The 26,223-nt window shown below is 34.9% G+C and carries 17 protein-coding genes, 1 tRNA gene and 7 pseudogenes; 12 read left to right on the top strand and 13 right to left on the bottom strand.

Features of this window, described 5'->3' with window-relative positions; genetic code table 11:
• Positions 1–418: 418 nt before the first annotated feature.
• Together wVul_RS05695 and wVul_RS05690 are read right to left on the bottom strand one after the other, a co-directional pair.
• Positions 419–649, bottom strand: a complete 231-nt coding sequence (locus wVul_RS05695) for a hypothetical protein (RefSeq protein ID WP_047759525.1) — start codon at positions 647–649, stop codon at positions 419–421.
• Positions 650–1,033: 384 nt separating this feature from the next.
• A tRNA-Met gene (locus tag wVul_RS05690) sits at positions 1,034–1,110 on the bottom strand.
• A gap of 73 nt (positions 1,111–1,183) precedes the next feature.
• Here wVul_RS05690 and wVul_RS05685 point away from each other — a divergent pair.
• From wVul_RS05685 to wVul_RS05675, 3 genes are all read left to right on the top strand, one after another.
• Positions 1,184–3,316 (top strand): ComEC/Rec2 family competence protein, encoded by a 2,133-nt coding sequence (locus wVul_RS05685; protein ID WP_047759524.1) that lies wholly within the window; start codon positions 1,184–1,186, stop codon positions 3,314–3,316.
• 61 nt (positions 3,317–3,377) lie between these two features.
• Positions 3,378–5,135, top strand: a complete 1,758-nt coding sequence (locus tag wVul_RS05680; RefSeq protein WP_047759523.1) for a hypothetical protein — start codon at positions 3,378–3,380, stop codon at positions 5,133–5,135.
• Positions 5,123–6,070, top strand: coding sequence for an RluA family pseudouridine synthase (locus wVul_RS05675; protein WP_047759522.1), 948 nt, complete (start codon positions 5,123–5,125; stop codon positions 6,068–6,070). The genes wVul_RS05680 and wVul_RS05675 overlap by 13 nt, the downstream gene beginning before the upstream one ends.
• An 11-nt stretch (positions 6,071–6,081) precedes the next feature.
• Here wVul_RS05675 and wVul_RS05670 read toward each other — a convergent pair whose 3' ends face one another.
• From wVul_RS05670 to wVul_RS09910, 3 genes are all read right to left on the bottom strand, one after another.
• Positions 6,082–6,246, bottom strand: coding sequence for a diacylglycerol kinase (locus tag wVul_RS05670; protein WP_238580423.1), 165 nt, complete (start codon positions 6,244–6,246; stop codon positions 6,082–6,084).
• Complete coding sequence (locus tag wVul_RS09915) at positions 6,224–6,439, bottom strand: hypothetical protein (protein WP_238580422.1); 216 nt, start codon at positions 6,437–6,439, stop codon at positions 6,224–6,226. Before wVul_RS09915 ends, wVul_RS05670 begins: the two co-directional genes overlap by 23 nt.
• 91 nt (positions 6,440–6,530) lie before the next feature.
• The gene (locus tag wVul_RS09910) at positions 6,531–6,977 is read right to left on the bottom strand and encodes an MFS transporter (RefSeq protein WP_237350128.1); all 447 of its coding nucleotides are present in this window, start codon (positions 6,975–6,977) and stop codon (positions 6,531–6,533) included.
• 602 nt (positions 6,978–7,579) lie between these two features.
• Between wVul_RS09910 and wVul_RS05660 the strand changes: the two genes are divergently transcribed.
• Positions 7,580–7,945 (top strand): ankyrin repeat domain-containing protein, encoded by a 366-nt coding sequence (locus wVul_RS05660; protein WP_047759521.1) that lies wholly within the window; start codon positions 7,580–7,582, stop codon positions 7,943–7,945.
• Positions 7,946–8,371 (top strand): ankyrin repeat domain-containing protein, encoded by a 426-nt coding sequence (locus tag wVul_RS05655; protein ID WP_153295619.1) that lies wholly within the window; start codon positions 7,946–7,948, stop codon positions 8,369–8,371.
• A 49-nt stretch (positions 8,372–8,420) separates the two neighbouring features.
• On the opposite strand, the pseudogene wVul_RS05650 reads toward wVul_RS05655, so the two are convergent.
• Together wVul_RS05650 and wVul_RS05645 are read right to left on the bottom strand one after the other, a co-directional pair.
• Positions 8,421–9,623 (bottom strand): annotated as a pseudogene (locus tag wVul_RS05650) (IS256 family transposase).
• 615 nt (positions 9,624–10,238) lie between these two features.
• A complete protein-coding gene (locus tag wVul_RS05645; protein ID WP_047759817.1) occupies positions 10,239–11,255 on the bottom strand; it encodes an Mrp/NBP35 family ATP-binding protein in 1,017 nt (338 codons plus the stop codon).
• Between the two features lie 91 nt (positions 11,256–11,346).
• Between wVul_RS05645 and wVul_RS09905 the strand changes: the two genes are divergently transcribed.
• Positions 11,347–12,699 carry a WD_0033/WD_0034 family tandem repeat-containing protein gene (locus wVul_RS09905; protein WP_238580421.1) on the top strand — a complete coding sequence of 451 codons (1,353 nt, stop codon included), beginning with the start codon at positions 11,347–11,349 and terminating at the stop codon, positions 12,697–12,699.
• A gap of 97 nt (positions 12,700–12,796) precedes the next feature.
• Here wVul_RS09905 and typA read toward each other — a convergent pair whose 3' ends face one another.
• From typA to wVul_RS05620, 4 genes and pseudogenes are all read right to left on the bottom strand, one after another.
• Positions 12,797–14,626, bottom strand: a complete 1,830-nt coding sequence (typA, locus tag wVul_RS05635; protein WP_047759520.1) for a translational GTPase TypA — start codon at positions 14,624–14,626, stop codon at positions 12,797–12,799.
• Between the two features lie 1,075 nt (positions 14,627–15,701).
• Positions 15,702–16,814 (bottom strand): annotated as a pseudogene (locus wVul_RS05630) (IS110 family RNA-guided transposase); the annotation flags it as partial.
• Positions 16,808–18,177, bottom strand: a pseudogene (locus tag wVul_RS05625) (IS4 family transposase). The pseudogenes wVul_RS05630 and wVul_RS05625, both read right to left, overlap by 7 nt.
• 75 nt (positions 18,178–18,252) lie before the next feature.
• Positions 18,253–18,429: pseudogene (locus tag wVul_RS05620) on the bottom strand (IS110 family transposase); the annotation flags it as partial.
• A gap of 364 nt (positions 18,430–18,793) precedes the next feature.
• Between wVul_RS05620 and wVul_RS09900 the strand changes: the two are divergent.
• From wVul_RS09900 to wVul_RS08935, 5 genes and pseudogenes are all read left to right on the top strand, one after another.
• Positions 18,794–19,059 (top strand): annotated as a pseudogene (locus wVul_RS09900) (hypothetical protein); the annotation flags it as partial.
• A gap of 88 nt (positions 19,060–19,147) precedes the next feature.
• Positions 19,148–20,257: an outer membrane protein assembly factor BamB family protein gene (locus tag wVul_RS05610; protein WP_047759519.1), complete on the top strand. Its 1,110-nt coding sequence runs from the start codon at positions 19,148–19,150 to the stop codon at positions 20,255–20,257.
• Positions 20,250–21,620: a dihydrolipoyl dehydrogenase gene (gene lpdA / locus wVul_RS05605; protein WP_047759518.1), complete on the top strand. Its 1,371-nt coding sequence runs from the start codon at positions 20,250–20,252 to the stop codon at positions 21,618–21,620. The genes wVul_RS05610 and lpdA overlap by 8 nt, the downstream gene beginning before the upstream one ends.
• Before the next feature lie 2 nt (positions 21,621–21,622).
• Positions 21,623–22,558 (top strand): tyrosine recombinase XerC, encoded by a 936-nt coding sequence (locus wVul_RS05600; protein WP_047759517.1) that lies wholly within the window; start codon positions 21,623–21,625, stop codon positions 22,556–22,558.
• A gap of 296 nt (positions 22,559–22,854) precedes the next feature.
• Positions 22,855–23,073 carry a hypothetical protein gene (locus wVul_RS08935; RefSeq protein ID WP_153295614.1) on the top strand — a complete coding sequence of 73 codons (219 nt, stop codon included), beginning with the start codon at positions 22,855–22,857 and terminating at the stop codon, positions 23,071–23,073.
• A 21-nt stretch (positions 23,074–23,094) separates the two neighbouring features.
• Here the strand turns inward: wVul_RS08935 and wVul_RS08930 are convergent.
• Positions 23,095–24,201, bottom strand: a pseudogene (locus wVul_RS08930) (IS3-like element ISWpi17 family transposase).
• Positions 24,202–24,460: 259 nt separating this feature from the next.
• Here wVul_RS08930 and wVul_RS08925 point away from each other — a divergent pair.
• A complete protein-coding gene (locus wVul_RS08925) occupies positions 24,461–25,729 on the top strand; it encodes an IS4-like element ISWpi18 family transposase (RefSeq protein WP_076611312.1) in 1,269 nt (422 codons plus the stop codon).
• Positions 25,730–25,979: 250 nt separating this feature from the next.
• On the opposite strand, the pseudogene wVul_RS08920 reads toward wVul_RS08925, so the two are convergent.
• Positions 25,980–26,205 (bottom strand): annotated as a pseudogene (locus tag wVul_RS08920) (IS630-like element ISWpi10 family transposase); the annotation flags it as partial.
• Positions 26,206–26,223 lie beyond the last annotated feature (18 nt).

The following is a 26,223-nucleotide window of genomic DNA, read 5'->3' as shown; positions in this document are numbered from 1 at the left end:
GGAAAAGTGGCATAAGAAAGAAGAGAAGCGGTAAAAATTATTTTAGACATTAAACGATAAAATTAGTAATTTATAGACTCTTTAAAAAAAATTATCTTATTTTAGATCAAGATTTCTTAAAAAATAAATATAACAAATAAACCTTAAATAGTTGCTATATTGGGCGTATTCTCTTAACTTGACGCCTATGGTTAAATAAACTGTTTAAAAGATATGCATTTGATAATTGTTGTTCCAGTGCACTTATCCAAATAGCCCCTTATCCCAAAGTTAAGAAGCTTATTTTTTCATTGTAAACTCTCTCTAATAAGACTACTTCTTTTTTTCTCATCAAGCTTTGGTTTTCTTAACCTGATGCGTTCCACTGTGTAAGTTTTCACATCACTTGCTGGATGCAGAGATATTGATTTTCGATAAGTCAACTGTCATCTACTGATGAGCTAGGTCTGGTATCCTTCATATGTTGTACCAAAAGCTCCATAACCTTTTTTTGCCCAAGAAATTGCTGAAATGAACATAGTGCATCCGGATCAACTAACCCAAGAAATGTCTGGAATGCTTGTGGATTCGAGCTATCATTATGCCAGCTACTGTTTTCAAGCAAGAATACTTTATATTGCTCTTGGCAACTTATTTGAATTTTTTTCATGCTTGCTATATTCACCAACTTATTAGAATTTCTGAATCAAGTATTTACTGACTCTTTTAGCTATAAACATTAAGAAGTTTACCAGCAAAAAAAGACAAAGAATCCCCGTAATAGCTAGTTACTCTACTCTTTATTTTAAAATTTGACGTCGGGTGATGTCTTAAACAGCGTTTTTCAGCTTATGTGGGTAAAAACCCGAAAATTTTGTAAAGACATAGGATGCACATAGTGCAAAAATAGTACACCAAATACAAGTCTTCTTGTCGTTTTAATCTGCACAGATTGGGAAGTTAAATAATATAGCTTCATTCTTGTGGTAATGAGGTTGACGAAATTTGTCAAGTTGTTTCTATCTGAAACCACAATATTTGTACAGTTGGAAGATGGTTGCGGGAGTAGGATTTGAACCTACGACCTTCAGGTTATGAGCCTGACGAGCTACCGAGCTGCTCCATCCCGCGTCGTTGCTTATTTATTATTATATATGCAATAATAAATAATATAAAGAATAAAATCACACTATTACGTATATTTATGTATCTATTAACCTTTTTTAACATAATAGTAAATTATATACGTAACAATCTGCGCAATGAAAAATATAACCTGATACTGTGGGTTCCTGTTTTTCAGTGTGTAGGGGCCTTAACCTATTTTTCCCTAAATTGTGAACCAAGCTGTATATCTATTTTTCTTTTGCTTTCACCTATACTAATTTTGATTGCCATATTACATAAAAAGTACGCGATATTATGTATCGCTTTAATTGCAGTGCTTGTAGGATTTACAGCCAGCAAATTAAGAACGGCTTCAATAGACACTAAAATCCTCGACAAAGAAAAGTACGTAAAAGATATTGTTGCTACAGTGAAGGATATTAACGATAGGGGCTCATATAAACAATTTTTGCTTTCTGTCTCTACTATCTCAAAATCCTCTCCTGTCATCCCAGCACCCCCTTTTGTCATCCCAGTACTTGATACTGGGATCCAGAAAAAAAAGATATGGTCACGCGCTGGAATGACACCGGATAGAGCTCTAGATAACATCAGAATATCAGTTAGAACTAAAGTGGAAGAAGGCATTAAAATAGGCGATCAAGTAAAATTATCAGCAAAACTCTTCCCTCTAAAGATTGCGCCTTCGGAGTATGCATATGATTTTGCACGAATAGCATATTACCAGAAAATAAGTGCAACAGGTTTTGCAACAAGCAAAATAGTCCTGCACAAGAAGGCTGAAGCAAGGAAATTTCAGGAGTATATAGAATCTTTCCGTCAGTATATCTATGAAAACCTGCAGCAAAATACCAAAAAACCACATGCGGACATAATTTCTGCATTATTAATTGGCAAAAAAGACGGGATAGATCAAAAAACTATGAATGCAATACGAGACTCAGGTATAGCACATTTATTCGCTATATCTGGTCTACATTTATCGTTCGTTGCTGGTCTATTTTTTATAGTATTTCGTAATTTATTCGCAATATCTGAAACTTTGACTCTTAAGTATAACACCAAGAAAATATCTGCATTCCTTACTATTTTACCAACCACGTTTTATTTATTGATCACTGGTATGCAAATTTCCGCTCAGCGTGCCTACATTATGGTGATTTTAGTACTCGTTGCAATAATGATAGAGAGAAAATATCGAGGATTAATAGCAATTGCGTTTGCTGCTTCGGTGATACTTATAATAGAACCAGAAGCAATCTTAAAACCAGGCTTTCAGATGTCATTTTCTGCTGTCTTGGCGTTGGTTGCCAGTTATCAGATTAATGCCAATAAATTTTTAAAAATAAAAATAATAAAATATTTTGTGTCGATAATGATCAGCTCAGTAATAGCAAGCTTAGCAACGGTTCCATATACAATATATAATTTTAATTATTTTTCAATCAGCGGCATTATTACAAATCTGATTGCCATACCAATAGTTACACTCATTATTATTCCACTTGGAATAATCTATGTTTTGTTGATTCCCTTAGGCATTGAGTGGATTATAACGCCGCTAATAGAACGACCAATTGAAAGCGTTTTGTACATAACAAATGCAATAGCTAATCTTCAGTATCTAATTATTCCCATTCGCACTTTTCCTGCCTCATCAATTATTATCATAACATTTGGTTTATTGTGGCTGTGCTTGTGGGAAAGAAATTGGCGTTTCTTGGGAATTTTCTTTATTGTGCTGGGTATTTGCTTTAGCACCGCATATAAAACCCCCGACATCCTAATAAATGCTGATAATGTTGCTGTAAAAGAAAGTGATAACTTACTATATTCTCTCACCAGGAAAAATAGGAACTTTGTTGTCAAAACATGGGCGAAGCAAAATGGGCAGAACCAAATTTTGAATCATACAAAATATAGCAATCCAGATAAAAGACTAAAGTGCAACGATTATGGCTGTATATACAATAAAGGAAATAGTAAGTCAGTGTTGCTAGCTTACAAAAAAGAAGATATTCTAGAAAATTGTGGTAAAGTTGATTTAATAATCCAACTAAGTGAATTCAACTATTCAGTTTGTAATACTAAAACTATCAAATATGCCGATTTAGGAACGTATGGCACACATTCTGCTTGGTTAACAAATCGTTACGTAAAGATTAATACAGTGCGCTCCAATAGGCCTTGGCATATGTTGAAAAATTAAGAAACTTGATTTTAAGGTTTGGTTAATGTATACCTAAATAAATTCAAACTAGAAAAATGTTATGGTTACAGACACTAAAGATCCTTTCAAAGACTATTTTGATTTTTTAGGATTTAGAAAACTTTCTGACCAGCCCAGTAGAATTTTGAGCTCTATAAGAAAGTATTCTGGTACTATATCGATAGCAAGTACCATTGCTACTCTTATAGCATTTACTGCCTTTTCTATTCAGCCTGTTACAGTAAGTATTGCTGGATTTGCGTTCACGCCAGCACCTCTTGCCTTTATTCCTCTTACAGTTTTCTTATTTACTGCTATTATAAACTTTATAAATACACAAAAAATAAAAGAGAATGAAATAGATAAAAAAATAGGAAACTATCAAGTTGACGAACAGTACAGCCAGATTGCTCAAGAAGCTAAAAAAATTGAAATTGTAACAAATTTAGATAAAAAGGGGGAAAAGCTTTCAATAGTTTTACCAATTTCTAAGACGCAGAGAGAAATACTAGAAGATATAGAAACAGAAAATAGAAATAGGATTCTCTTGTTTACTGGATCATATGTATTTGGTGCTATTATAGTAGTTTCAGCAACATCACAATCCATTAATGCTCCAATAATATTAATAGCTTTATTAGTCGCTATTCTTTTATGCATCATATCAACACTTAGCAATCTAATAAGTAATAGCGTGGATCATGAAAATCATACTATTAGAAAACACAGTTCTTTAGGTCTTCTATTTCCATACTGGTCTGGAAAGGGCATGGTTGTATCAGTAGTAGAAAATAAGCTTGGTAAAAGGGAAAATGAACTAATATCTCTAATGGAAAAACTACTTAGTCCGTTTTGCAACTCATTTGACAGTAACCTTAAAAAAGCTTGCGATTTACTTGATAATAGTCTTTTAAAGCCTGCAAATATTAACATTAAAGAAACGCTTGACAGTATAGGGAAGGATCTCAAAGCTTTACTTGATAAATTAGAAAAAGATATAAAGAAAAATGTAGATGAGGTGAAAACAACTGCTAGTAAAGAAATAATTGCCTGCCTGAAAGATATTAGTGAAAGTGTGGATGTTCTGTGTAAAGAAGTTAGCAAAGACGTAAAAGATAAACTGAGTGAAGTGGACGTAGAAAAGGTAATGAGTTTAGTAAACAACTTGAGTAATCTAGCAGAGACTTTAGAAGATAGAATATCTAGACTTAAACCTGGAGCCCGTATGGGATTATCCGGAGCGGTTTTTGCAGATGAAAGACTGCCTAACGCACCTAATAACCCCAACCCTCAACAAAATGGGCAAGGAAGCAGTAGTCGATCTAATGCTAACGGATCTGCAAATAAAGAGATGCAAACTAGTACTAATGAATCCGCAGATCAAGAGATACAGACACAGTTATTAGAAGAACACAACCAACCACATGAGCCTGATAATGAAGATAATACTGATCAACTAGTAGATGAAGAGAAGGAGCTACAAGAACAAATGGCAGTCTTAGAAAAACAAGATAGAATAAGGCAGCAGAAAAAAGATTTATTTGAACGAAAAAGAACAGATGAATGGAAAGAAAAAATCAACGGCAAACCAAGTGACTTTCTATATTATTTATTAGAATCTATTAAGCTGGAAGAAAAAGATAATAAGGTTGAGGCAACATTACGAAATTTTGATAATAAAATAATAATTCACTGGAAAAATGGCTCTCAAACGACTTGCCATATTAAAAAACGAGGTGATCTGCAAATTGAGTCTAGTGCAACAATGTTTATAGACCCAAATGTTCAAGCAGCATTTGAAGTAGCTTGTGCAAGGTAGTTGCCATAGACATAACTTTAAACATTAATAGTGATGAGAAAAAATTAAGGTTAGACACCTATATAGCTGAAAAATGCAACATATCGCGCAGTAAAGCGCAAAGATTGATACAAAATGAGCAGGTGAAATTACTTGGCATACCGATAATTAATAATGACCACATAGTAAAACCAGATGAAGAGTATGTGGTGCATCTCGTTCAACCTGACATATCCACATCAATTGAGCCTAATTATGACATAAAACTTGATATTGTCTATGAAGATGAGGACATTATAGTTCTGAGTAAACAAAGTGGATTAACAGTGCACCCAGGTGCTGGGACAAACAATGATACGCTTTTGAATGCAGTTATCGCTTACCTTGATGCAAGACCAAGAATCGTTCACAGGCTTGATAAAGATACTAGTGGACTAATGGTAATTGCAAAAAATGAAGAAGCCCATGGTTTTTTGTCTGAATTGTTATCAAATCGTAAAATAAAGCGGGAATATTTAGCAGTAGTTTGGGGAGCATTACCTTCCCAGCAGGGAACTATAGAAACTAATATCGCTCCCAAACGCGGTAATAAAGAAATGATGTGTGTAACAAAAATCACAGGCAAATTAGCAATCACTCACTATTTAGTGCAGAAAATTATAGGACAAGCAAGCCTGGTTAAATGCACTTTAGAGACAGGCAGAACACACCAAATTCGAGTCCACATGAGCCACATAGGACATTCCATAGTTGGTGATCAAGTTTACGGCAAAAATAGTAGTAAAAGCACAAAATATGCTAAAAACTCTAGTTTCATTCGTAATTTCAATAGACAAGCACTACATGCTTACAAATTAGGATTACACCACCCAAAAAGCAAGGAATACATGGAATTTGTCTCTGATTTACCGCAAGATATAAAAACTTTAATTGGTGAGTTTGACAACATATCTTAATAACATTCGTATTAACCTGTCAATATTATCATCCATGTTATCAAGAAGTTAATTAATGAGAGAAAAACTGCTGCACTACCTAGATCTTTTACTTTTTTTGAAAGTATATGTTGTTCACTGGAAATACGCTCAATTGTCGTTTCAAAAGCAGTGTTAACAATTTCCACAATTAACACCAGGAATAGGCTGCTTATCATTACTGCACGTTCTAGTTGGATACTTCACTAGTACATAAGGAAATAATAAAACCCCAAAACCTATTAATATCCATTTTGAAATACTATATGCAATGTGTCTATCTATAGCGTACATCTCATGCAAGAATGTTGCAGACCATGCATCTGTAAAGCCTTCTAATGGCCCAATCATAAAACCACCGAATAAGCTTATCAATAAAATATCTTTATTGAATATAACCTTGCTTAAATTTCCAATATTTATTTTGTCTGAGGTACCAACTCTAGGTATAGACACAAAGGTAGTTAAAGCAAGCAATAATCCGGTTATTATAAATACAGTAAGTCCACCCGAATTCATCAAATAAGATATGTAATGGTTTAGTGGCAAATATACCACCTAAAATGCCAATAATAGCTGATATGCTAAACATCACAGCGAATTTTTCTCTATGGTAATAGATACTTATTATTTTAAAAAGTCCAAGTACTGAAGCAGATGATCCAATGCCAGTGATTATTCTTCCAACAATAGAATAACCCCAATTGCTAGAACTAACCAAAGGTAAAGCACCCAAGGATGTTAGTGCAATACAAATCGGTACAACAACTTTAGAACCAAATCTATCTAAGAGAATACCTACAGGAATATGTGCTAATACATAGCCTGCATAGTATAACCCACCAAATTGCCCTATTTCTATTGCTCCTATATTAAACTTTATTGTCAATTCAGAAACTACGACATTTGGAATCATGCGTAATATATATTGGTATGCATAAAACAATGATGCTAATAACCATATTAAAAAGTTTCTTTATAGCATCACCTTTGTCTGAAACCTGGGATTATAAGTGCTTTAGTTACGGAAAGCAATATTCTTATGAATATCTATTTTAATTTATTGAATTTATAACAGAGTTAAATTTATAGCTACTATGCATCAACTAAATCTGATGTACATCTCCAGAAAATAGGATACCGATTCTAAGAACCTATTTAAAATTTTAAAAGATGAGCTTGGTTGCTGGAGATGGTTATATTATCTAAGTTTTTAGTAATATTTTATATAAAATTAATGAAAAATCTTCATCGAAAATTATTTCAAAAAAAATTCTAAATATGACTTAACAAATGTTAAAAGTAGTATTTACCTTCATTAAGTTGGGTTCTTGTGTGAAAGCAAAAGATGCTTAATTTGTAATGCACTGATGGATATGGCTGAGCTTCTTATAGGGTGATTGATACGAGTGGTGGAGCATAGTTAAGGTTTGCATGCAGCGCATATGAAATCAGTGGTATATTCATTGTTTATGTATAAGGGAGGGTGAAATGGGTGTAAATCAAATTTCTAATGCATACAGAATTAGTAACAGGGTTGTAAGTTGCGACGAAGTAGCTTTTAGTGTTGTGTGCTATGCTGCTGAGAGTGGTAACTTGGATCTAGTTAAGTACTTAGGAGATAAAGGGATAGACTTTAGTGCTGCAGATACAGGTAGTAATACATTTATGCTCTGTGCTGTTAAGGGTGGTAATTTGGATCTAGTTAAATACTTCGTAGGTAAAAGGGTAGGCTTTAGTAGTAAGGATGTAAATAGTGGGGCACTTATATACTATGCTACTAAGAATGGTGATTTGGAGTTGGTTAAGTACCTAGTAGAGGAAGTTGGAGTTAGTGTCAAAGGTGCTTTCTATTAGATGTCTCTGCAACATGCTGTTGTCAATGATAATTGGGACTTGGCTAAATACCTAGCAAGTGGAAAGAGAACTAGTGTTAAAGGTGCTTTCTATCAAATGTCTCTGTACCATGCTGCTAGGAGTGGTAACTTGGGTTCAGTTTTGTATCTCGTAGAGGAAAAGGGAGTAGATATTAATGCTAGAGATGTGGGTGGTGAAACGCTTTTGCACTATGCTGCTAAAAGTGGTAACTTGGAGTTGGTTAAATACCTAGTAGAGGAAAAGGGGGCAGATGTTAATGCTAGAGATATGAGCAATAAAACACCTATACGCTATGCTGCTGAAGGTGGTAACTTGGATTTAGTTAAATACTTTGCGGGGAACGTTCAAAGAAGCATACGCGTCAAGTTAAGAGAATATGCCCAATATAGCAACCATTTAAGGTAGATATCTTATTTATTAGGGAGTGTTAAATAAACTGTGTCAAACCACATTTTTAGCTCAACTGAATTTTCAATCTGTTAGGAAAGAAAATATCAAGCTGAGAAATAGTTAATGCCCAATTAGGCAAAGCCATGACCCATTTTTGCTCTACTTTTTTTATAGCACAATATACCTGTTTGTACAAGGCGTTTGTGTTGGTAAATGAGCCTTTGGTCTTAGTAAATTTTCTGATCTGCCTATGCAGCCCCTCAATAGGATTAGTAGTATAAATTAACTTTCTAACTGGACCTGAATACTTGAAATAACTGGACAAATTTTCCCAATTATTCTGCCAAGATTTTACAACTAACGGATACTTTTCGCCCCATTTTTCTTCCAGCTCAAGCAAATAATTTTCAGCAATTTCTTTACTTGTAGCACGATATATTTTTTTCAAATCATTCATAAAAACTTTCACATCTTTGCTAGATACATATTTCAATGAATTTCTTATCTGATGCACTATACATAGCTGTACTTCTGCATTAGGAAACACATTATTTATTGCTGTAGGAAAGCTTTTTAGTCCATCTACACAAGCTATCAGAATGTCCTCTATACCTCTCTCTTTTAGGTCATTTAATACACCCAACCAGAAGTTAGCTCCTTCGCTTTCAGCTAAATAAAAGCCCAGTACTTCTTTTTTACCATTTTGGTCTATGCCCAATATATTGTACATACATTTACTTACACAATGCCCATCCTCCTTGACCTTAAAAAACATGCCATCCATGAACACTATCGGGTATACAGATTGCAGTGGGCGACTGCGCCATTCATTGATTATCGGTAGCAATTTGTCGGTAATACTTGATATTTCTGCTGCAGATATTTTGTGATCATAAATTTCCTCAACATGTGACGCTATATCTCCATACCACTGGCAAATGTGCTTAAGACCTTTGCTTCAAGTTCGGGATGTAGGCTTGTTTGTCTTTTTCTAACTACTTGAGGTTCAAAGCTTCCCTCCCTATCTCTTGGTGTTAACAATTCAAATGAGCCTGCACTTGTACGTAAAGTTTTTCCCATTTCTTCGATTATTTTCTTCGCTTTCACCAGACAAGTGGTGTTCTATTTCACCTTCCAGACTTGCCTCAAGCAGCTTTTTTATAAACGGTGTCATCTCTTCCTGTTAGCGGTCTTCCTTCTCGTATAGACGACAGGTTTCTAATTCTTTATAATCTACCAATCCGGTAGTTTTATTTACTTGACTCATGTCAAACCTCCGTTTTTTTATATCAATTATATTTTTATTTCTTGGTTTGACACAGTTTATTTAACACTCCCGGAAAGAATGTTGTCGATATTTTGACATCACGTCTAAATGGCCAGAACCCCTTTCAAAAGCTACAGAATCTAGTAGCTGTCACTGCTTAGTTCTTTATTCATTCTCACAATCCGTGAACGGTTACTTTCCCACTCTGGTTTCGACAACCTTTTGGAATTCTTCTATTGTCAGACCTGTTAGATCTCGAAAATTCCTCGGATGTTCTTTTAGATTATTAAGCTCATTTTACCTCACTTTTTCTTGCTCTTTATATAACCATTTCTCCTCTTTTGCAGCAGGTCTTTTGCTGCAGTTTTCAATTGCCCAAAATTTATGAATGATGAACCGCCTCTTCCTTTTCTGTTTTTATTGATACCTCTTTTGCCATTTCATTGAAAAATTTGTTGAGGTCTTTTGATAGGCAAGTTATTTTATTCATCGTTACTTCTCTCACTAAAAACATATCTGTGAGAACTTGTTATTCTATCTCCTCATATCTTTTTCCTTAATTTGACTCCTATGCTTTTTTAAACATTCCCATTTTGAAAATAGTTTAAACGAACTTTATAGACTGCATACAAAAGACCTAACATCTTTAGCAATGCCTTCATAAATCGCTACTAAATCCTCACTTAGCATTGAAGGATCTCCACAATCAGAAGCACTACATATTTGTGGATCTAGAGGAATTCTGCCCAAGAGTTTTATTCTTAGCTCTTCAGACATTTTTTTTGCACCGTCTTTTCCAAATATGTGTATTTTTGAATTGTCTTGAACAAAATAGCTCATATTTTCCACAATGCCAATAATTGGCACGCTGAGCTTTGTGAACATATCATAAATTTTTCGTGCATCAACTAAAGCAAGCTCCTGTGGAGTTGAAACTATTATTGCCCCAGTTAAACTAAAATTCTCCATCAGACTTAAATGCACATCGCCGGTTCCAGGTGGTGTATCAATGATTAAATATTCTGTATCAGACCACTTTGTTCCCATTAGCAAATTGTAAAGTGCTTTTGTGATCATAGGTCCACGCCATATTGCTGCGCAGTCTTTATCGATAAAATAGCCAATTGAAATAGTATAGAGTCCATACTTCTCTATAGGCATTGCTTTGCCACTCTGTATTTCTGGCTTTAATTTTTCAGTGTCCAGCATTTTAGGAATCGAAGGACCATATATATCTGCATCAACCAGTGCAACTTTATGTTTTAATTCTGCCAACGAGAGAGCCAGGTTTAGTGCAACCGTAGATTTACCCACACCTCCTTTACCAGAGGCAACAACAATTATATTTTCCACTCCTTCAATATGAAGTTTAGCTTTTTGCTGCCCAGCTTGCTTTTGACCAGCAGCAACCACGGTTACTTTCCCTACTCCTGGTATAGCTTTAACAGCTTTCTCACAATTTCTTCTTAATTCTTCATTTGCCTGTGTGTTACCAGAAATCTCAAGCGCAAAACCAACATCTCTACCTTTTATGATGATTGAGGGTATTATACCAAGAGCGATTACATTTTTACCACTTTTTTGCTCTATGACTTTTTTTAAGCTCTCTCTTACGATCTTCTCATTAATCATTGTAGATTTTTCCATAACATATGATAGAATTTCTTCTATCAGTGTATACTAACATAAACTGCACTTACTTTAAAATGGGGCTATAAGAAATATGTTGAATCACAAAAACTTAACACAAAAACAACGAATTTTGTATTTTCAATTAAGAAAGGCCATACGGAATAAAAGGAGCATCAGTAATATCCTGGAATCAGCTTCAAAGAATGATTTACTAAAAGTTCTTACAATCGGATACATCACACGATTTCCAAGAGGTGGTGGACGCACTTTAACACTACTTAGCTTAGCCATATTCAAATGTAATGATGAATGTATTAATTCTATTTTAACATATTCTCAAAATAACAGTATACTGCAAGAGATTATTAATATTGAAAATATTATAGACTATCAAGGTAGTCTGATCTATACCCTAACATCGCTTGGCTTTGCTATACATCAAAACAAGGAAAGATATATTAATACTATTTTAATAAAAGCTCAGGAAAGTGGTATACTACAAGACATTCTTGCTGCTAGAAATATTATAGCATATGCTTTAGCACCACTTAGTTTTGCTATTTATCAAGGTAATAACGAATGTATCAATTCTATTTTAGAACAAGCTCAAAATAATGGTATGCTGCAAGGCGTTTTTGCTACTGAAAATATTGTAACACGGTTTTTAGATCGTCTTACATACATTTTTACACCGCTTAGCTTTGCTATATATGAAAGTAATAAAGAATGTTTTAATGCAATTTTAACAATCGCCAAGAATAATGGTATATCGCAAGATATTCTTAACAATCGGACGTACATTTTAACATTGCTTGGTCTTGCTATATATAGAAACATCAATGAAAATGAACATGTTAATTCTATTTTAATGCAAGCTCAAAATAATGGTACACTGCAAGAAATTCTGGTTGCTAAAAATATTGTACATTCTCCAAATGGTTGGATGTACAACTTAACATCACTTGGCTTTGCTATACATGAAGGTAATCATGAACATGTTAATTCTATTTTAATACAAGCTCAAAATAGTGGTATATTGCAAAATGTTCTTGCTGCTAAAAATACTGTACATTCTCCAGATGGTTGGACGTATAGCTTAACATCACTTGGCTTTGCTATACATGAAGGTAATCATGCACATATTAATTCGATTTTAATTCAGGCTCAAAATAGTGGTTTATTGCAAGATGTTCTTGATAATCACAATGCTGCAATATCTCCAACTGGTCAGAGGTACAGCTTAACACCACTTGGCCTTGCTATATGTAAAGGTAATATTGAATGTATTAATTCTATTCTAGTACGAATTAATGATATACCGCAATACATCTATGCTACTTTTCAACCAACTGCAGCGATTAATAAAAGAAATGTTAGGAGTGCATTAGATGATGTATCTATTTTCCCCAAACGTGTCAGACTGCAAGAAAATATCAGAACTTAATTAGTATCCATTTATCAGGATGGCAAAAAAGAACAGTGTCCATAACGTCATGCCAGTGTCCAGACACTGGCATCCAGCTTTTTATCAGAAACGTTGATTAATCTTTATTCTTCGCCCTTCCTGCACGCTTACGTTCATTAGGGTCGAGGAACTTCTTGCGCAGACGTATAGATTTTGGAGTCACTTCCACCAACTCATCATCGTCTATATACGCTATCATATCCTCCAGTGTCATTATCTTTGGCGGAGTGAGTTTTATAGCTTCATCACTACCTGAAGCTCTCACGTTGGTTAATTGTTTACCTTTTAGCACGTTTATCTCTAAATCATTGTCACGGCTATGCTGACCAACAATCATACCACAATATACCTTATCCTGTGGCTTAATAAACATAATTCCCCTATCTTGCAGATTGAAAATTGCGTAGGCTACTGCTTCGCCTTTGTCTGTTGAAATTAAAACCCCATTACGCCTTCCGGAAATTGGACCTTTATGTGGAGCATAGCTGTGAAATAAACGGTTAATTATACCAGTGCCGCGAGAATCAGTTAAAAATTCTCCTTGATAACCAATCAGTCCCCTTGATGGTACTAAAAACGTTAACCTCGTTCTACCGTTGCCAGAAGGTCTCATGTCAGTTACTTCACCTTTTCGAAAGCTGAGTTTTTCCATGATGACTCCACTATATTCATCATCTACATCAATTACTACTTCCTCTATAGGCTCAAGTTTTTTGCCATTTTCCTCTTTGAATAGCACTCGAGGGCGTGAAACAGAAAGCTCAAAACCTTCTCTTCTCATATTTTCAATCAGCACTCCAAGCTGCAACTCACCACGTCCACCTACTTCAAATGCTTCGCCGCTTGGCGCCAAAGTTACAGTAATTGCAACATTTGTTTCTGCTTCTGCATATAAACGATCCTTTATAACAGTTGAGGTAAGTTTTGTTCCCTCTTGCCCAGCAAAAGGTGAGTCATTAACGCTTATAGTAATCGCCATCGTTGGCGGATCAACTGGAGTTGAGCTGACTGCAGTTGTAACTTCTGGTGCTGCTATAGTGTCTGAAACCGAAGCTTTCTCAAGTCCTGCAATGGCAATTATGTCACCTGCTACAGCCTGCTCTACCGGAATGCGTTTTAAGCCAGAAAATGAGAGTAACTTAGTTAATCTTCCACGCTCAACCACTTTACCATCCAAATCAATTACCTTAAGATCTGAGTTAACTTGTGCGGTTCCTTGGTAAATCTTTCCTGTCAATATTCTGCCAAGAAACTTATCGGACTCAAGTAAAGTAACTAGCATAGCAAAAGGTGCATTTTGGTCGTAAACGGAAGGTTTTATGTAATCTATCACCGTTGAAAATAATGGGCTTAAATCTTTTCTCTCATCAGATAGCTCCTTAGCACACCAACCATTTCTACCTGAAGCATACAATACTGGAAAATCAAGCTGCTCGTTGGTTGCATCAAGGTTAAAAAATAACTCATATATTTCATTTAGTACTTCATCAATTCTGCTGTCTGGTCGATCAACCTTATTGATTATTACAATCGGTTTTAAATTTGCTTTTAGTGCTTTTGACAACACAAACTTAGTCTGTGGCATTGGACCTTCTGCAGCATCAACCAGTAGTAACACGCCATCTGCCATGCAGAGCACCCTTTCCACTTCTCCACCGAAGTCCGCATGTCCTGGTGTATCAATAATATTTATTTTTTCATCATCCCACATTATTGATGTGCATTTTGCAAGTATTGTAATCCCACGTTCACGCTCTTGATCGCCACTATCCATCACTCGTTCTTGAACTTCTTGATTCTCACGAAACGTACCACTTTGTTTTAACATGTTATCAAGTAAAGTAGTTTTACCGTGGTCAACGTGTGCAATTATGGCAATATTACGTATAGATTTAAATTCGTTCATTTTCTATCATTTCAAAATTAATTTAGTAACAAGTATACATATAATATATTTAGAGTAAATAACTGATTAGTTAAGCGTCAGGTAATATATAGTAAATAATTAATTTATATGATTAAGGTTTCTAATATAGAAATATCACTATAGAGTGTGGCTAAAATATGATCACTGAATTAATACATGATCTCCTTGACTATTCTCCTGAACAAGCGAACGCTTTTTTGCAGTTATTTAGTACAGAAAAGTAATGGGAGCTGCAGTATTATGCAGGAAAAGACTTTAAGAAGTCTCCTAAATAGGAGTTTCATGTTTAGCAGAAATTACACGGTATCTGTTCAGGGGAATGGCTAATGTGCAAATATTGAAACCTGTGCTCCCTTTCTTGTCATTCCAGTGCGTGACACTGGAATTGCATTGTTGTAAAGCAAGGTAAAGAATATGACTAACAGAATGCTAACTTTCTAAGCCGTAGGAACAAAAACTCCTTTACAAATTTCGTTAGTTCACTTATCATGACAATAAGGGTATTTATGACTCAAAACTTGTTTTTGACCTGCAGGCTCAATGACAAAAATTCAGTAAAAAACTTAGGGTACTTATTGGCGGATTACATAAAATTATAGCGGCTGCATGTCTTTTTTATTTTTTCTACATTCAGCCAAAACGCGCTTATTTTAAGCGTTAGCACATTATTACAGCGCCAGTTTAAATTATTATAGGGTCAAACTCACTACGTGGGGGTTCTTTTGCCTTTTTTGCAATTGGTAAATTTATTAATATTTATAGTTAGAGTAATTTAAGAGAGCCAGCGCATGAGGCACAGCTGCACGAACATTATCTGCAGGATGCCAGTGCCCAGACACTGGCATCCAGGAATTTTATTACGTTGGCAAGCACAAAAGTAGCTGCTTCATGTTAGAATACAGCGTTTCCAATGATTACGAAAAAGCTGAATTCCAGTACTGGAATGACATTAACTGATTTTCCTTTGAATTTCAGTTATGCAAGAAATATAATTAGCCTCTTTGGTTTCATTCCAGTGTCTGGTCACTGGCATGACATCTTCCTCCTAAGAAACTCACTCAACTAACTCTTCTTGTTGAACTAATATGTAGCCAAATTCGCTCGCTTTTTTGATCAAATTTTTTACAGTTCTATCTTTATAGCGTGTTTCATAGTATTCCATTCCTTTTTCTACATATTCCTGTCCGTATTTGAGCATACTATAAAATATGCATGCCATTTTTCTTGCAGTAGCTGTTATTGCTTTTGGTGCTCCTAGTCGTTTTTTCAATCTTCTGTAGTATGCACCCAACGTACTTTTACTATTTCCTACAGAATGAGCAGCTATTCGCAAAGCATTTGCAGCACGGTTAATGACTTTACGTGTTCTTGTATTAAACACTTTTTCCCCTGTAACTTTATTAGCAGGACTGAGTCCCAACCACGACGAAAAGTGCTTTTCTGTTGGCCATTTACTGTGGTTTATACCAACTTCTGAAATTATGGTTTGTATACTTAATACATCAAATCCAGGAATTTTAGTGAAATCCATACCAGTTATTCGGTGCAGTTCCTCATACAAAGCAAAGCTTGGCTTACTTTTGCTATTTTTATTCTTTTGCTTACTTAGCTGTTTGCTTTCACAAGACTTTGTTTCAAACGTTTTATAATAGACTTCAATATTTCTATCACATTCTGCTATTTTTTCTTGATAAATATTATATAGTTCAAATTCTTGCTTTAGCGTGAATAAGTGTTCCTCTCTATAGTCACCAGCTAACGCTTTTGCAATAGTAGACTGATCATTTTTCATTCGCACGTCCCTGCTAATTTTTCAGAATCTCTTTCGCCTTCAATTATAGCTTCAATGATTTTCATACCAGTTATCCCAGTAATATGACTAATAACCTTGTGTAATTGTATATTCATTTGAATTAATGCCTTCTGCATACGCAGAATATGTGTAGATGCACTTTCAGTGAGATTTTTGCGTTGCCGCACGTAACTGCGCAATACACACATCTGGCCTAAATGATCCATGAAGCAGTCCTTAGCTATGCAGTTGTTGGAGCCATTGGCAATCTTGAACGTCAGACTTCCTACCAGGTACATTCTTTACATGCCGTGCATTTACCAATCTTACCTCGAATTTGTATGACTCAAGTATTTGAAATCTTACTATTACCCATAAGTATAAAGTTCAGTAGCAAGTCTCCATCCTTCTGATAAATCAAAGAGACGTCTCCATCCTTTCCAAAGAGTAATGGGGCCTGGTTCTGGGTCATTTTTTCTGGCTAAGTGGCCTCCAAGCTGAGCAATCCATGAAACAACCTCTTTTATAGTAGGAGTTACATTTGGGCATTTGTGTATTTTCGCGTATAAAACTTTCCACTCTTCTTCAGCTAATAAAGTAGTGTTGGATTGGTTCTTGCAATTGTTGTAATAAAAAAAATTCTCCAAGCAATAACACTCATAACCGTTAAATACCTCATTAATCTTTCTGCTGTTTCAAGTCTACATTCTTCAACTTTAAGGCCAGATTTTAAAATTTTATGAAGTATCTCTATCTTCCATCTAAGACAATACCAACTAACCTTTTCAACTGCCTCATCAAAAGTATTAACAGGAAGATTCGTTAAAAGCATCCACTCTAGCGGACTTGCTTCAGGAGGACAGAACAACATAAACTGCATAAAGTGGTAGGTTATATAACTCTTTATACCTTATGTGCCTTTTAGGCGGATCCATCATAAACTTCCCAAACTTAACCTCTAAACATGCTGTTCTTTTTGGCTTATTATCTCTAGCAGGGATTTCAATTTCTATTGTACCAATGCTAGAGAAGTCTTCAAAAAATTCCATAATTTTTGTTTATCGTTGGAAAATCTGGATTTTCTATTTATATCTCGATCTTTGGAAGCTCTTACTAAAACTGCTGAGTTAAGATTACGTGCAAGTTCAAAAAATTCATAAATATCTGCCTCTCTATCACATACAGTTATAGCTTCAGTTTTAGTTGAGTCTATAATGCTATCTGTTTTCTTTAGGCTTTCTAGCCACTTTATACTTTCTTTATCTTCAATATGTGCTCTTTTACGATTCCTCTCTTTTAGCTCTTTGGCTTCTTCAGAAACAGGTGGTCTCGAGTAAATTTTTATTCCTAATGCCAAGCCTTCTGTACTAACAGCAAAAGCTGTATGCAGCATAACACCTTTACTACGTTTTCTTGAGATAATTCCCAACCCACTTGTTTTTTTATGGCCCGTGTATGAAATACAACTTGTATCTTGAATTACAAGAATCTTTTTATGAGCTTTTATTCTTTCAACAGTTCTTGTAGTATGTGAAGCTAGAATATCGCTTTCTTTCACGTTCTCATTTTGAAAAAAACGATATGCCCCTTTTGCTTCTGACCAACTTCCACATGCCTGATTAATTGAGCTTTCAGGTAAACTTATTAAACTATCAGCAATATTCGCCAATCGGTCAGTTAGTCTTTTATCTCCAAGTGTCGCATCTCCAAATTCATTTTTAGCCCATTCACTTGCCATTTTTATACCCTCAATATTTGCAAACTTTAATATTCTAATACTTTATTTATAAGTCCATTTATATTTGTGGGTAATAGTAAGTTCTAAAGTCACTAAAGAATTAGGTAAGATATCTGAGAATTTTTGACACAATTGTTGCCAACCAGAAGTATTATTGTCAAATTCGACAGCATTCTTCTGCTTGTGAACTGCAACAACATTTTTGAATTTTCCGATGTCAATGCCAATAAAATTTTGATAAGATGCAATCATGATAACCTCGATAGTTTTATTAATTTAAGATTGTAAACGGGTATGTCCCACACAACTATTCAAACGTATCGAGAGATGGGCTAGTGTACCTTGATAACGACGGTTGTAATACCAATTTTCCCTCGGTCGCACATGCCCGTGATAGCTCTATTCCTATAGTGAATAGAGCTATCTTTCCCTCTTGTTCGTTTTATAACATATTTTTAACTTACAATATTCTCTTTGGTTACTTACTCTCATTTTTTGTGGCATAAGTTATACTTGTTTGAAAAATGCTTATTTTACAACAAAATGCGTTACTAACCATATATTGAAAAGCTTTTCTCCTTACAATATAACACTAGCTATGCAACAAAGCCATGCGGGTTATACGGGAGAAAAATTTGCAACTCAAATAAAAGATATTATTGGTGCAACTGTTGAAGTGATAAAGAGTAAGGAATTGCATACCTTTGCTGTATTGTAGAAAAGATGGGTTGTTTTTTGCTTAGTTAGAAAAATGTAGGCGATTGTGGCGAGCGGAAACTCAACACCAGCTTACAAATTTGCTTTCACTGCTCTACTCCTGAAAAGATTTTAAACAGGTTCTTAGAGCCCCTTTCACATAATGGTATGACATTCTATTTATGAATCAATGCTTTTAATATACAATAAGAACATTTTCGTTGTGATTCAGGTTTCTAGTATGTATATTAATGAATCTTGTTTTCACTAAATAATGAAAATAATAATTGTCATGATAATGTTATTGTATAGTAACTATACAATGGCAAACGAACGAATAAGTCTAGTGGATAAAAAACTATCTCAAGGATATGTAGCTCCAGTGCTTACAGAAGATAGCATTATTTTACCAGACAAGCACGGCGCTTTATATTCCTTTGATATTGATAACTCAAAGGCTATGAATTGGAAATTACACCTCTCACATAGGAAAAAAATTGGTAACATGAGCCTATCGCATTATGAAAAAAATGTTTTCTTTATAGTGGATAACACTTTACACGCAATAGATGCAAAAACTGGCAAGATTGAGTGGGAAAAAGAATTGAGAGCTCCAGTAAGAGGGAAAGCAGCAGTAATAAATAATAAATTGGTAGTATTGACTATTGATAATTATCTGTACGTGTTTGATATAAAAGATGGCAGCTCCGTTTGGGCTTATCAAAACGGTATCAATGAGGTTCGAGGTTTGTATTCCATATCGCCAACAACTTCTAACGATAAAATAATAGCACCATTTTCAAATGGTGAGTTAATAGCTTTTAATGAAGACGGTAAAAAATTGTGGAGCCAAAAATTGGCTACAAACCTTTTGGATACACAGCTCACAGATGTAACTACTACACCGAGAGTGCTTGGCGATACTTTAATAGCTACAAATAATTCTTATATTTATGGTATTAACGTGAGATCAGGAAATATTTTATGGTCAAAGTCACTGCAAGTAAAAAGTGTATCAGACATTGAGTCATATTATAGTCCTCTTATTCCTGCAGAGAAACAAAAAGAAGGCGGAAGAATTTTTATAGTTACTAAAGATGATAAAATAATTGGCCTGAATATAAAAAATGGAGAAACAGTCTGGACACCTGATTTAATAGAAAATATGCAACTATTTGCTCCAATTATGTATGCCCATACACTGTGGGTGACAAGCAATAAAGGTTCAATGCTTGCTTTTCCTGGATCTGAAAGTGCAGGAAAGGTAATCAAAGTACCTGGTAATGTGTTTCACACTCCAGTGTTTACTCACGATAAAATATATGTAACAACTGAGGGAAATGGTGTTTATTCTTTAGAAAATAGGTTTGTTCTTTATGATTGATTATGATCTGATTGTTATAGGTGGTGGTCCAGGCGGTTATAAGTGTGCTATCGCTGCTGCAAAACTTGGATTGAAAGTTGCCTGTATAGATAAAAATAGCATTTTTGGTGGTACATGCTTGCGAGTTGGGTGCATACCTTCCAAAGCACTACTTCATTCTTCCTATCAGTATGCTCACACAAAAAATGATCTGTCGAAGCTTGGCATAAAAATTAAGGATGCAAGTTTCGATTTAAAAGAAATGCTAGGCTATAAGGACGCCAGAGTTCAGGAACTTGGAAAAGGTATAGAATATCTGTTTAACCTTCACAAAATCACTAAAATCAATGGGCTTGCTTCTTTTGACCAAGGTAATCTTGAAGTTTCAGTTGAAGGTAAGGTGCTGAAGACAAAAAATATAGTAATTGCAACCGGTTCTGACGTTATTTCTTTGCCAGGAATTAATATCGATGAGAAAGACATTATTTCTTCCACCGGTGCACTATCTTTAACTGAAGTACCAAAAAAACTTGTCGTAATCGGAGCTGGGGCAATAGGGCTTGAAATGTCTTCTGTATGGAGCAGGCTAGGGTCTGAAGTCACTGTAGTAGAATTTTTTGACAGAATCGCTGCAGCAATGGATGAAGAATTAAGTAAGTCTCTACTTTCTAGCCTGCAAAAACAAGGAGTAAAATTTCTACTTAGCACTAAAGTTGAGGAGATAAAACAAAGTAGTAACTCTTTGAATGTGAAAGTTTGTTCTGTAAAAGATAATCAAATAAACACTATAGAGGCGGATAAGGTATTGGTGGCAGCAGGACGCAAACCATGTACTGATGGTCTTGAAAAAATAGAAAAAGATAATCGCGGTTTCGTTCAAGTTAACAACAGATATGAAACTAATGTGAAAGGAATATTTGCTATTGGTGATGTGATCGGTGGAGCAATGCTTGCTCATAAAGCAGAGGAAGAAGGGGTAGCAGTCGCAGAGATAATAGCAGGACAGTCACCTCACGTTGATTATGAAATTATACCATCTGTCATTTACACTCACCCTGCGGTTTCTTCGATCGGTAAAACCGAAGAGGAACTCAAAAATGCTGGCCGTCAATACAAAGTTGGTAAATGTCAATTTGCTGCAAACGGCAGAGCAAAAATCATTGATGATGCTGAAGGATTCGTGAAAGTGCTGACTTGTAGCAAAGCAGATACAATACTCAGTGTGCATATCATAGGGGCATACGCTGATACGCTAATCAACGAAGCAGTGGTTGCAATGGCATATGGCGCAGCAGCAGAGGATATATACAGAATTTGTCACTCTCATCCTGATATAAATGAAGCCTTTCGAGATGCGTGCATCGATGCTTTCTTTAAAAAATAATTGTGGACCTCGGTTCAATCATTGAAAAATGGTATGAGTGGCTGAGGTGCAACAGATCTTATTCACCAAACACTTTAGAGTCATACATGAGGGACTTGAAGGATCTTATAAGTTTCCTAAATACTCACATTGGTGGAGAAGTAAATGTTGGTACTCTGAAAAATTTAAGTATACCTGAGTTAAGAAGTTGGCTTACCTCTCGTTATGCAAGAGGTGTGAATGCAAGATCTAACACTCGAGCACTCTCAGTAATCAGAAATTTTTTCAAGTACATAAAAAACAACTACAATATAGACAATGAAGCTGTATTTTCCTTATCAAGGCCAATTCAGAGAAGAACTCTTCCTAAAGCACTTTCAATATCTAACATAAAAACTCTATTGAAAGAAATGAAACTATCCGACCTGGGCAAACCTTGGGTGATAAAAAGAGAAATTGCAATTATCGTCCTGCTATATGGAACGGGCTTAAGAATCAGTGAAGCGTTGAACCTTAGGGTTAGTGATATTAACAATGAAAGTTTAATAGTAACAGGTAAGGGAGATAAACAAAGGCAGGTATTCATTCTTCCGGTAGTAAAAAAATGTATACAGGAGTATATAAAAGCCTGTCCTTATTTTGATGAAGCACAATATCTTTTTTTGGGAGTAAGAGGAAAAAAATTGGGAAGAACTTATGTGGCCAATCGTTTGCAGAAAATAAGGAGAATGTTAAATTTACCAGAAATTTTATCTCCACATGCATTTCGTCATAGTTTTGCTACTCATTTGCTTCAGGAAGATATTGACATAAGATCAATACAACAACTGCTTGGTCATTCGAGTCTTGAGACCACTCAAGTTTACACTCACCTCAATTATCAAGATGTTTTTAACATGTATAAGAATTTTCAGCAGAGTTTGAAGCACCGAACAGAAAAAATCTGTCAAACCACATGAAGAAACTTGTATCTTCAAGGAGTAAGGCATTGTATCTCTCCAGGTTTAGTTTTTAGTAGCTTTTAAATATAATAATACAGGAAGCACTTTTGCAGTTATAACCGAATTCTTCACTGGTGCCATAAGTGCCCGTTTTGTAGCATGATTTTGGAAGGAACGATGCGAACCATTGATGAAGCCATAGCGCTTCCCTATTATAAATTATAGGAGTTATCATGGGTGCGCCAAGAGAAGCGCTTAGAGTACAGTTGGTCAATCCAGACAGAGCTTAAGCCAGCAGTTTGGAACAGACCACTATGCTGCGTAAGGTAACGAACGTAGTAAAGCTAGTGGGATGGACAACACAGGGTACAACGCAAGTGAAGGTATTGAGTCCCGAAATTCTCGATGTCATAGAGGTCGACACTTTTCATATAGTGGAAGACTATAGTGCACCCATTTGTCTAGACCATTTTTTTCAAAGTGATCCGATTTTTAAAATGAATATGTTGATAAATACGTCGACACACATTTAAAGTATTTATCAACATATTCATTTACTGTTTATGATAATAAAGATCAGCAGGAACTTTATAATGTAGAGTCTGATGTCGCCTTCTATAGTTATACCAAGCAACAAAATCATTTATTATAAGATTCAAATCTCTGATACTATTTGGTCTATAATAATATATAGCTTCTTGCTTTAAAGTTCTCCATAAGCGCTCAACAAATATATTGTCGAAGCAACGTCCTTTATGGTCCATACTGATTTTAATATTAGCACGCTCTAATTCCATAATAAAGTTGTAGCTAGTAAACTGCATCCCTTGATCACTATTAAAAATCTCAGGTTTACCTTGTTTTAGAGCTTCTTTGAGAGTATAAAGGCAAAATCCAGCATCGAGATATGGTGATAATGAATGAGCAATAATATAGCGACTATACAAGTCCATTATTGCCACAAAATAGACAAACTTACCTTCTACCATAATATATGTTATATCAGTAGCCCATACCTGATTAACTCTGCAAATAATCAAATCTTTGAGTAAATAAGGATATATTTTATGCTTTTTTTTCTTTAATACTTGTATTACATCTTTTTCTACAATACAGCCCACTAATCTTCATTTTTTTCATAATTCTTAAGATTTTTTTGTGATTGACTACTACTCCACTCGCTATGATTTCAGCAGTAATTTTACGATATCCATAACGGCAATCAGAAGCCAATTGAATCAAATTTGCTACTTCACTTTCGTTATTAATTATAGGCCTATAATATAGGCTAGATCTGCAAATCCCCAATAAATCAGCCTGTTTCCTAATTGACAGATCAGAATCTTTTTCTATAAACCTTACTCTATCTTTTTTGCTTATTTCAGTAATTTTTTTTTCAAATAACTATTTTCCACTGTCAATTCTCCTATTACTTTATGTAAACTTTCTATTTCTTGCGCTAAGATTCTTTGTTTTCTCGCACTTTCACTTTCTTCAACAAATAGGTCTTTTAACCTTGCCAATACTCTATCACGCCAATCATATAGATTTGTTGATGGTATTTTATATTCACTACATATCTCAGATGTGCTTTTTTGATTTTTTATTGCTTCCAAAGCTATCTTTGCTTTTAACTCTGGTTCATATTTTTTTGTTGCCATACTTTTACCCCTTTACCTTCCTACTCGGATTAACCATTTTTTTTTGGTCTAGTTTATGGGGTGCATTATAAGATGTGTAAGATAACGGCTTGCAACACCTGATCAATATGGTTAAAGCTAAACTGCTTGAATTCCAATCTTCAGGGGTGGAACTTCACCACTGCCATTAAGTTAAGGGAAAGTGATGGACTGTATTGTAAAATCAGGTAAGATCCACAAATTAAAAGAAGTAATGACATGAGTAAAAAAAAGAATAATCATGTTTATAAAAAATAAATTGATGAGTTTAAACTTTATAAACGCACACAGAGCATCCTCAAAAGACTTCTCACGAAAAAGAAAGCTGCCCTTCATTAATGTATTTCTCCTGATTTTTAGAAAGAGTGTAAAGTCATTACAAGTAATGCTTAATGAGTTTGTTCTGCATACAAGAAAAGATTACACAATTACGGCAAGTGCATTTACTCAAGCAAGAAAGAAGCTAAAGCATACTGCGTTTTCAGAGTTAAATGATGATATAGTTTCCCTATACTACCAAGATCAGGAATTTAAAACCCACCATGGCTTCAGAGTACTTGCATTTGATGCTTCAATACTGATTCTGCCAAAGAGCGACAAAATAATAGGCGAGTTTGGCTCAAGAGCAGTATGGAATGGAATCCAGAGATTTGAAGACTATACAAGTGCAACCTTTGAAGTTTGCTACGATGTGCTAAATAATATTGCAATAAAATCTGTGCTAAGTAGAGGTGACAGCTATGAGGTTGATTTAGCGATCGGTATGCTTGAATCCATAAAATCAGACGATTTGTTAATCTGTGATAGAGGATACGTATCTTATCGATTTCTTGCTGAGCTTACAGGAAGGAAAATCAATTATATAATTCGCTGTCCAAGTTCGTCTTTCAATGAAATAAACGCTATGTTTAAGCCGGAAAGCCCATCTAGTATGGTGGTAGCACCTATTAAAGTAGCAAGACAGCTACGAAAGCTAGGATTACCTGATGAGATGAAATTCAGGTTAGTCAAAATAATACTTTCTTCTGGAGAAGTTGAAGTGTTAGTAACATCTCTGTTAGATGAGCAAAGTTTTACAGTCGAAGAGTTTGAGAGATTATATTACTTGCGCTGGGGAGTAGAAACATTTTTTTCTAGGCTGAAGGGAAGATTAAATTTAGAGAATTTCACAGGAAAAAGTATTGAAACTATCAAGCAGGATTTTTGGTCAACTATCTTCATCAGTAATCTAGAAAGTATCATGATAGAAGATGATGAAGAGACATTGAGCGCACAGAATAGTAAACTAAAAAAAAGCATCAATAAATCTGTCTCATTTAATGCGATTAAAAACTTAGCCTTTGATATTTTTTCTACAGAGTCAGACATAGACTGCATTATGGATCGACTATCACAGTTATTTTTGATGAACACTTTAGTGGTAAGAAAAGGGAGAAGAGTTGATCGTCATAAGATATCTGATATTCGTTCACTCAACTACCAGAAAAGAGCTAGAAAACATGTGTTTTAAATTCAAGATATCTTTTCAGTATCATTGCATTAGTACATTCTTTGCAAAATAACCTGCAATTATTACTTTTTTAAATAACTTGCACTTTTCAGACTCCCTTTTCTTAAAAATTCACCCTAGTATTTACCATAATTATCAATCGCTTCAAATTTTTTGTCCAATCTTAACTTCTCTTTCCCTTAACTTAATGGCAGTGGGAAGTTCTCCTGGTCTACTCTCCTGACTTCCTCTCTACTTTTTCTGGGTAAGGTCAACCGAATAAATAAGAAACATTACAAACTCGTTTAATAGTAGTGCTGGAAATACTGACAATAAAATTAGACACAACATCTTCAAGTAAGCCTATGGTATCGTAGATTTTGTTACGTAAAGTATTGTGTTTTATGTATTGTCACAACCTCTCAACAGCAGGTGAATAAGGAGGCAAATATATAATGGTAATTTTCCTGAATTTTCAAACTTTTTGATCTGTGCCAGCNTTGGGAGTGTTAAAT

Origin of the sequence: Wolbachia endosymbiont of Armadillidium vulgare str. wVulC (genome assembly GCF_001027565.1) — a bacterium.
In the GTDB taxonomy this organism is placed as follows: Bacteria; Pseudomonadota; Alphaproteobacteria; order Rickettsiales; family Anaplasmataceae; genus Wolbachia.
The sequence above is the reverse complement of the archived record's forward strand: the minus strand, read 5'-3'. Positions and strand labels throughout refer to the sequence as shown.

Coding starts and splice junctions, on each gene's coding strand:
- wVul_RS05685 (WP_047759524.1), top strand. CDS start 1,184: ATGTATCTATTAACCTTTTTTAACATAATAGTAAATTATATACGTAAC.
- wVul_RS05680 (WP_047759523.1), top strand. CDS start 3,378: ATGGTTACAGACACTAAAGATCCTTTCAAAGACTATTTTGATTTTTTA.
- wVul_RS05610 (WP_047759519.1), top strand. CDS start 19,148: ATGAAAATAATAATTGTCATGATAATGTTATTGTATAGTAACTATACA.
- lpdA (WP_047759518.1), top strand. CDS start 20,250: ATGATTGATTATGATCTGATTGTTATAGGTGGTGGTCCAGGCGGTTAT.
- wVul_RS09915 (WP_238580422.1), bottom strand. CDS start 6,439: ATGATTGGGCCATTAGAAGGCTTTACAGATGCATGGTCTGCAACATTC.
- wVul_RS05655 (WP_153295619.1), top strand. CDS start 7,946: ATGTCTCTGCAACATGCTGTTGTCAATGATAATTGGGACTTGGCTAAA.
- wVul_RS08925 (WP_076611312.1), top strand. CDS start 24,461: ATGTTTATAAAAAATAAATTGATGAGTTTAAACTTTATAAACGCACAC.
- typA (WP_047759520.1), bottom strand. CDS start 14,626: ATGAACGAATTTAAATCTATACGTAATATTGCCATAATTGCACACGTT.
- wVul_RS09905 (WP_238580421.1), top strand. CDS start 11,347: ATGTTGAATCACAAAAACTTAACACAAAAACAACGAATTTTGTATTTT.
- wVul_RS08935 (WP_153295614.1), top strand. CDS start 22,855: ATGCTGCGTAAGGTAACGAACGTAGTAAAGCTAGTGGGATGGACAACA.
- wVul_RS05695 (WP_047759525.1), bottom strand. CDS start 649: ATGAAAAAAATTCAAATAAGTTGCCAAGAGCAATATAAAGTATTCTTG.
- wVul_RS05645 (WP_047759817.1), bottom strand. CDS start 11,255: ATGATTAATGAGAAGATCGTAAGAGAGAGCTTAAAAAAAGTCATAGAG.
- wVul_RS05660 (WP_047759521.1), top strand. CDS start 7,580: ATGGGTGTAAATCAAATTTCTAATGCATACAGAATTAGTAACAGGGTT.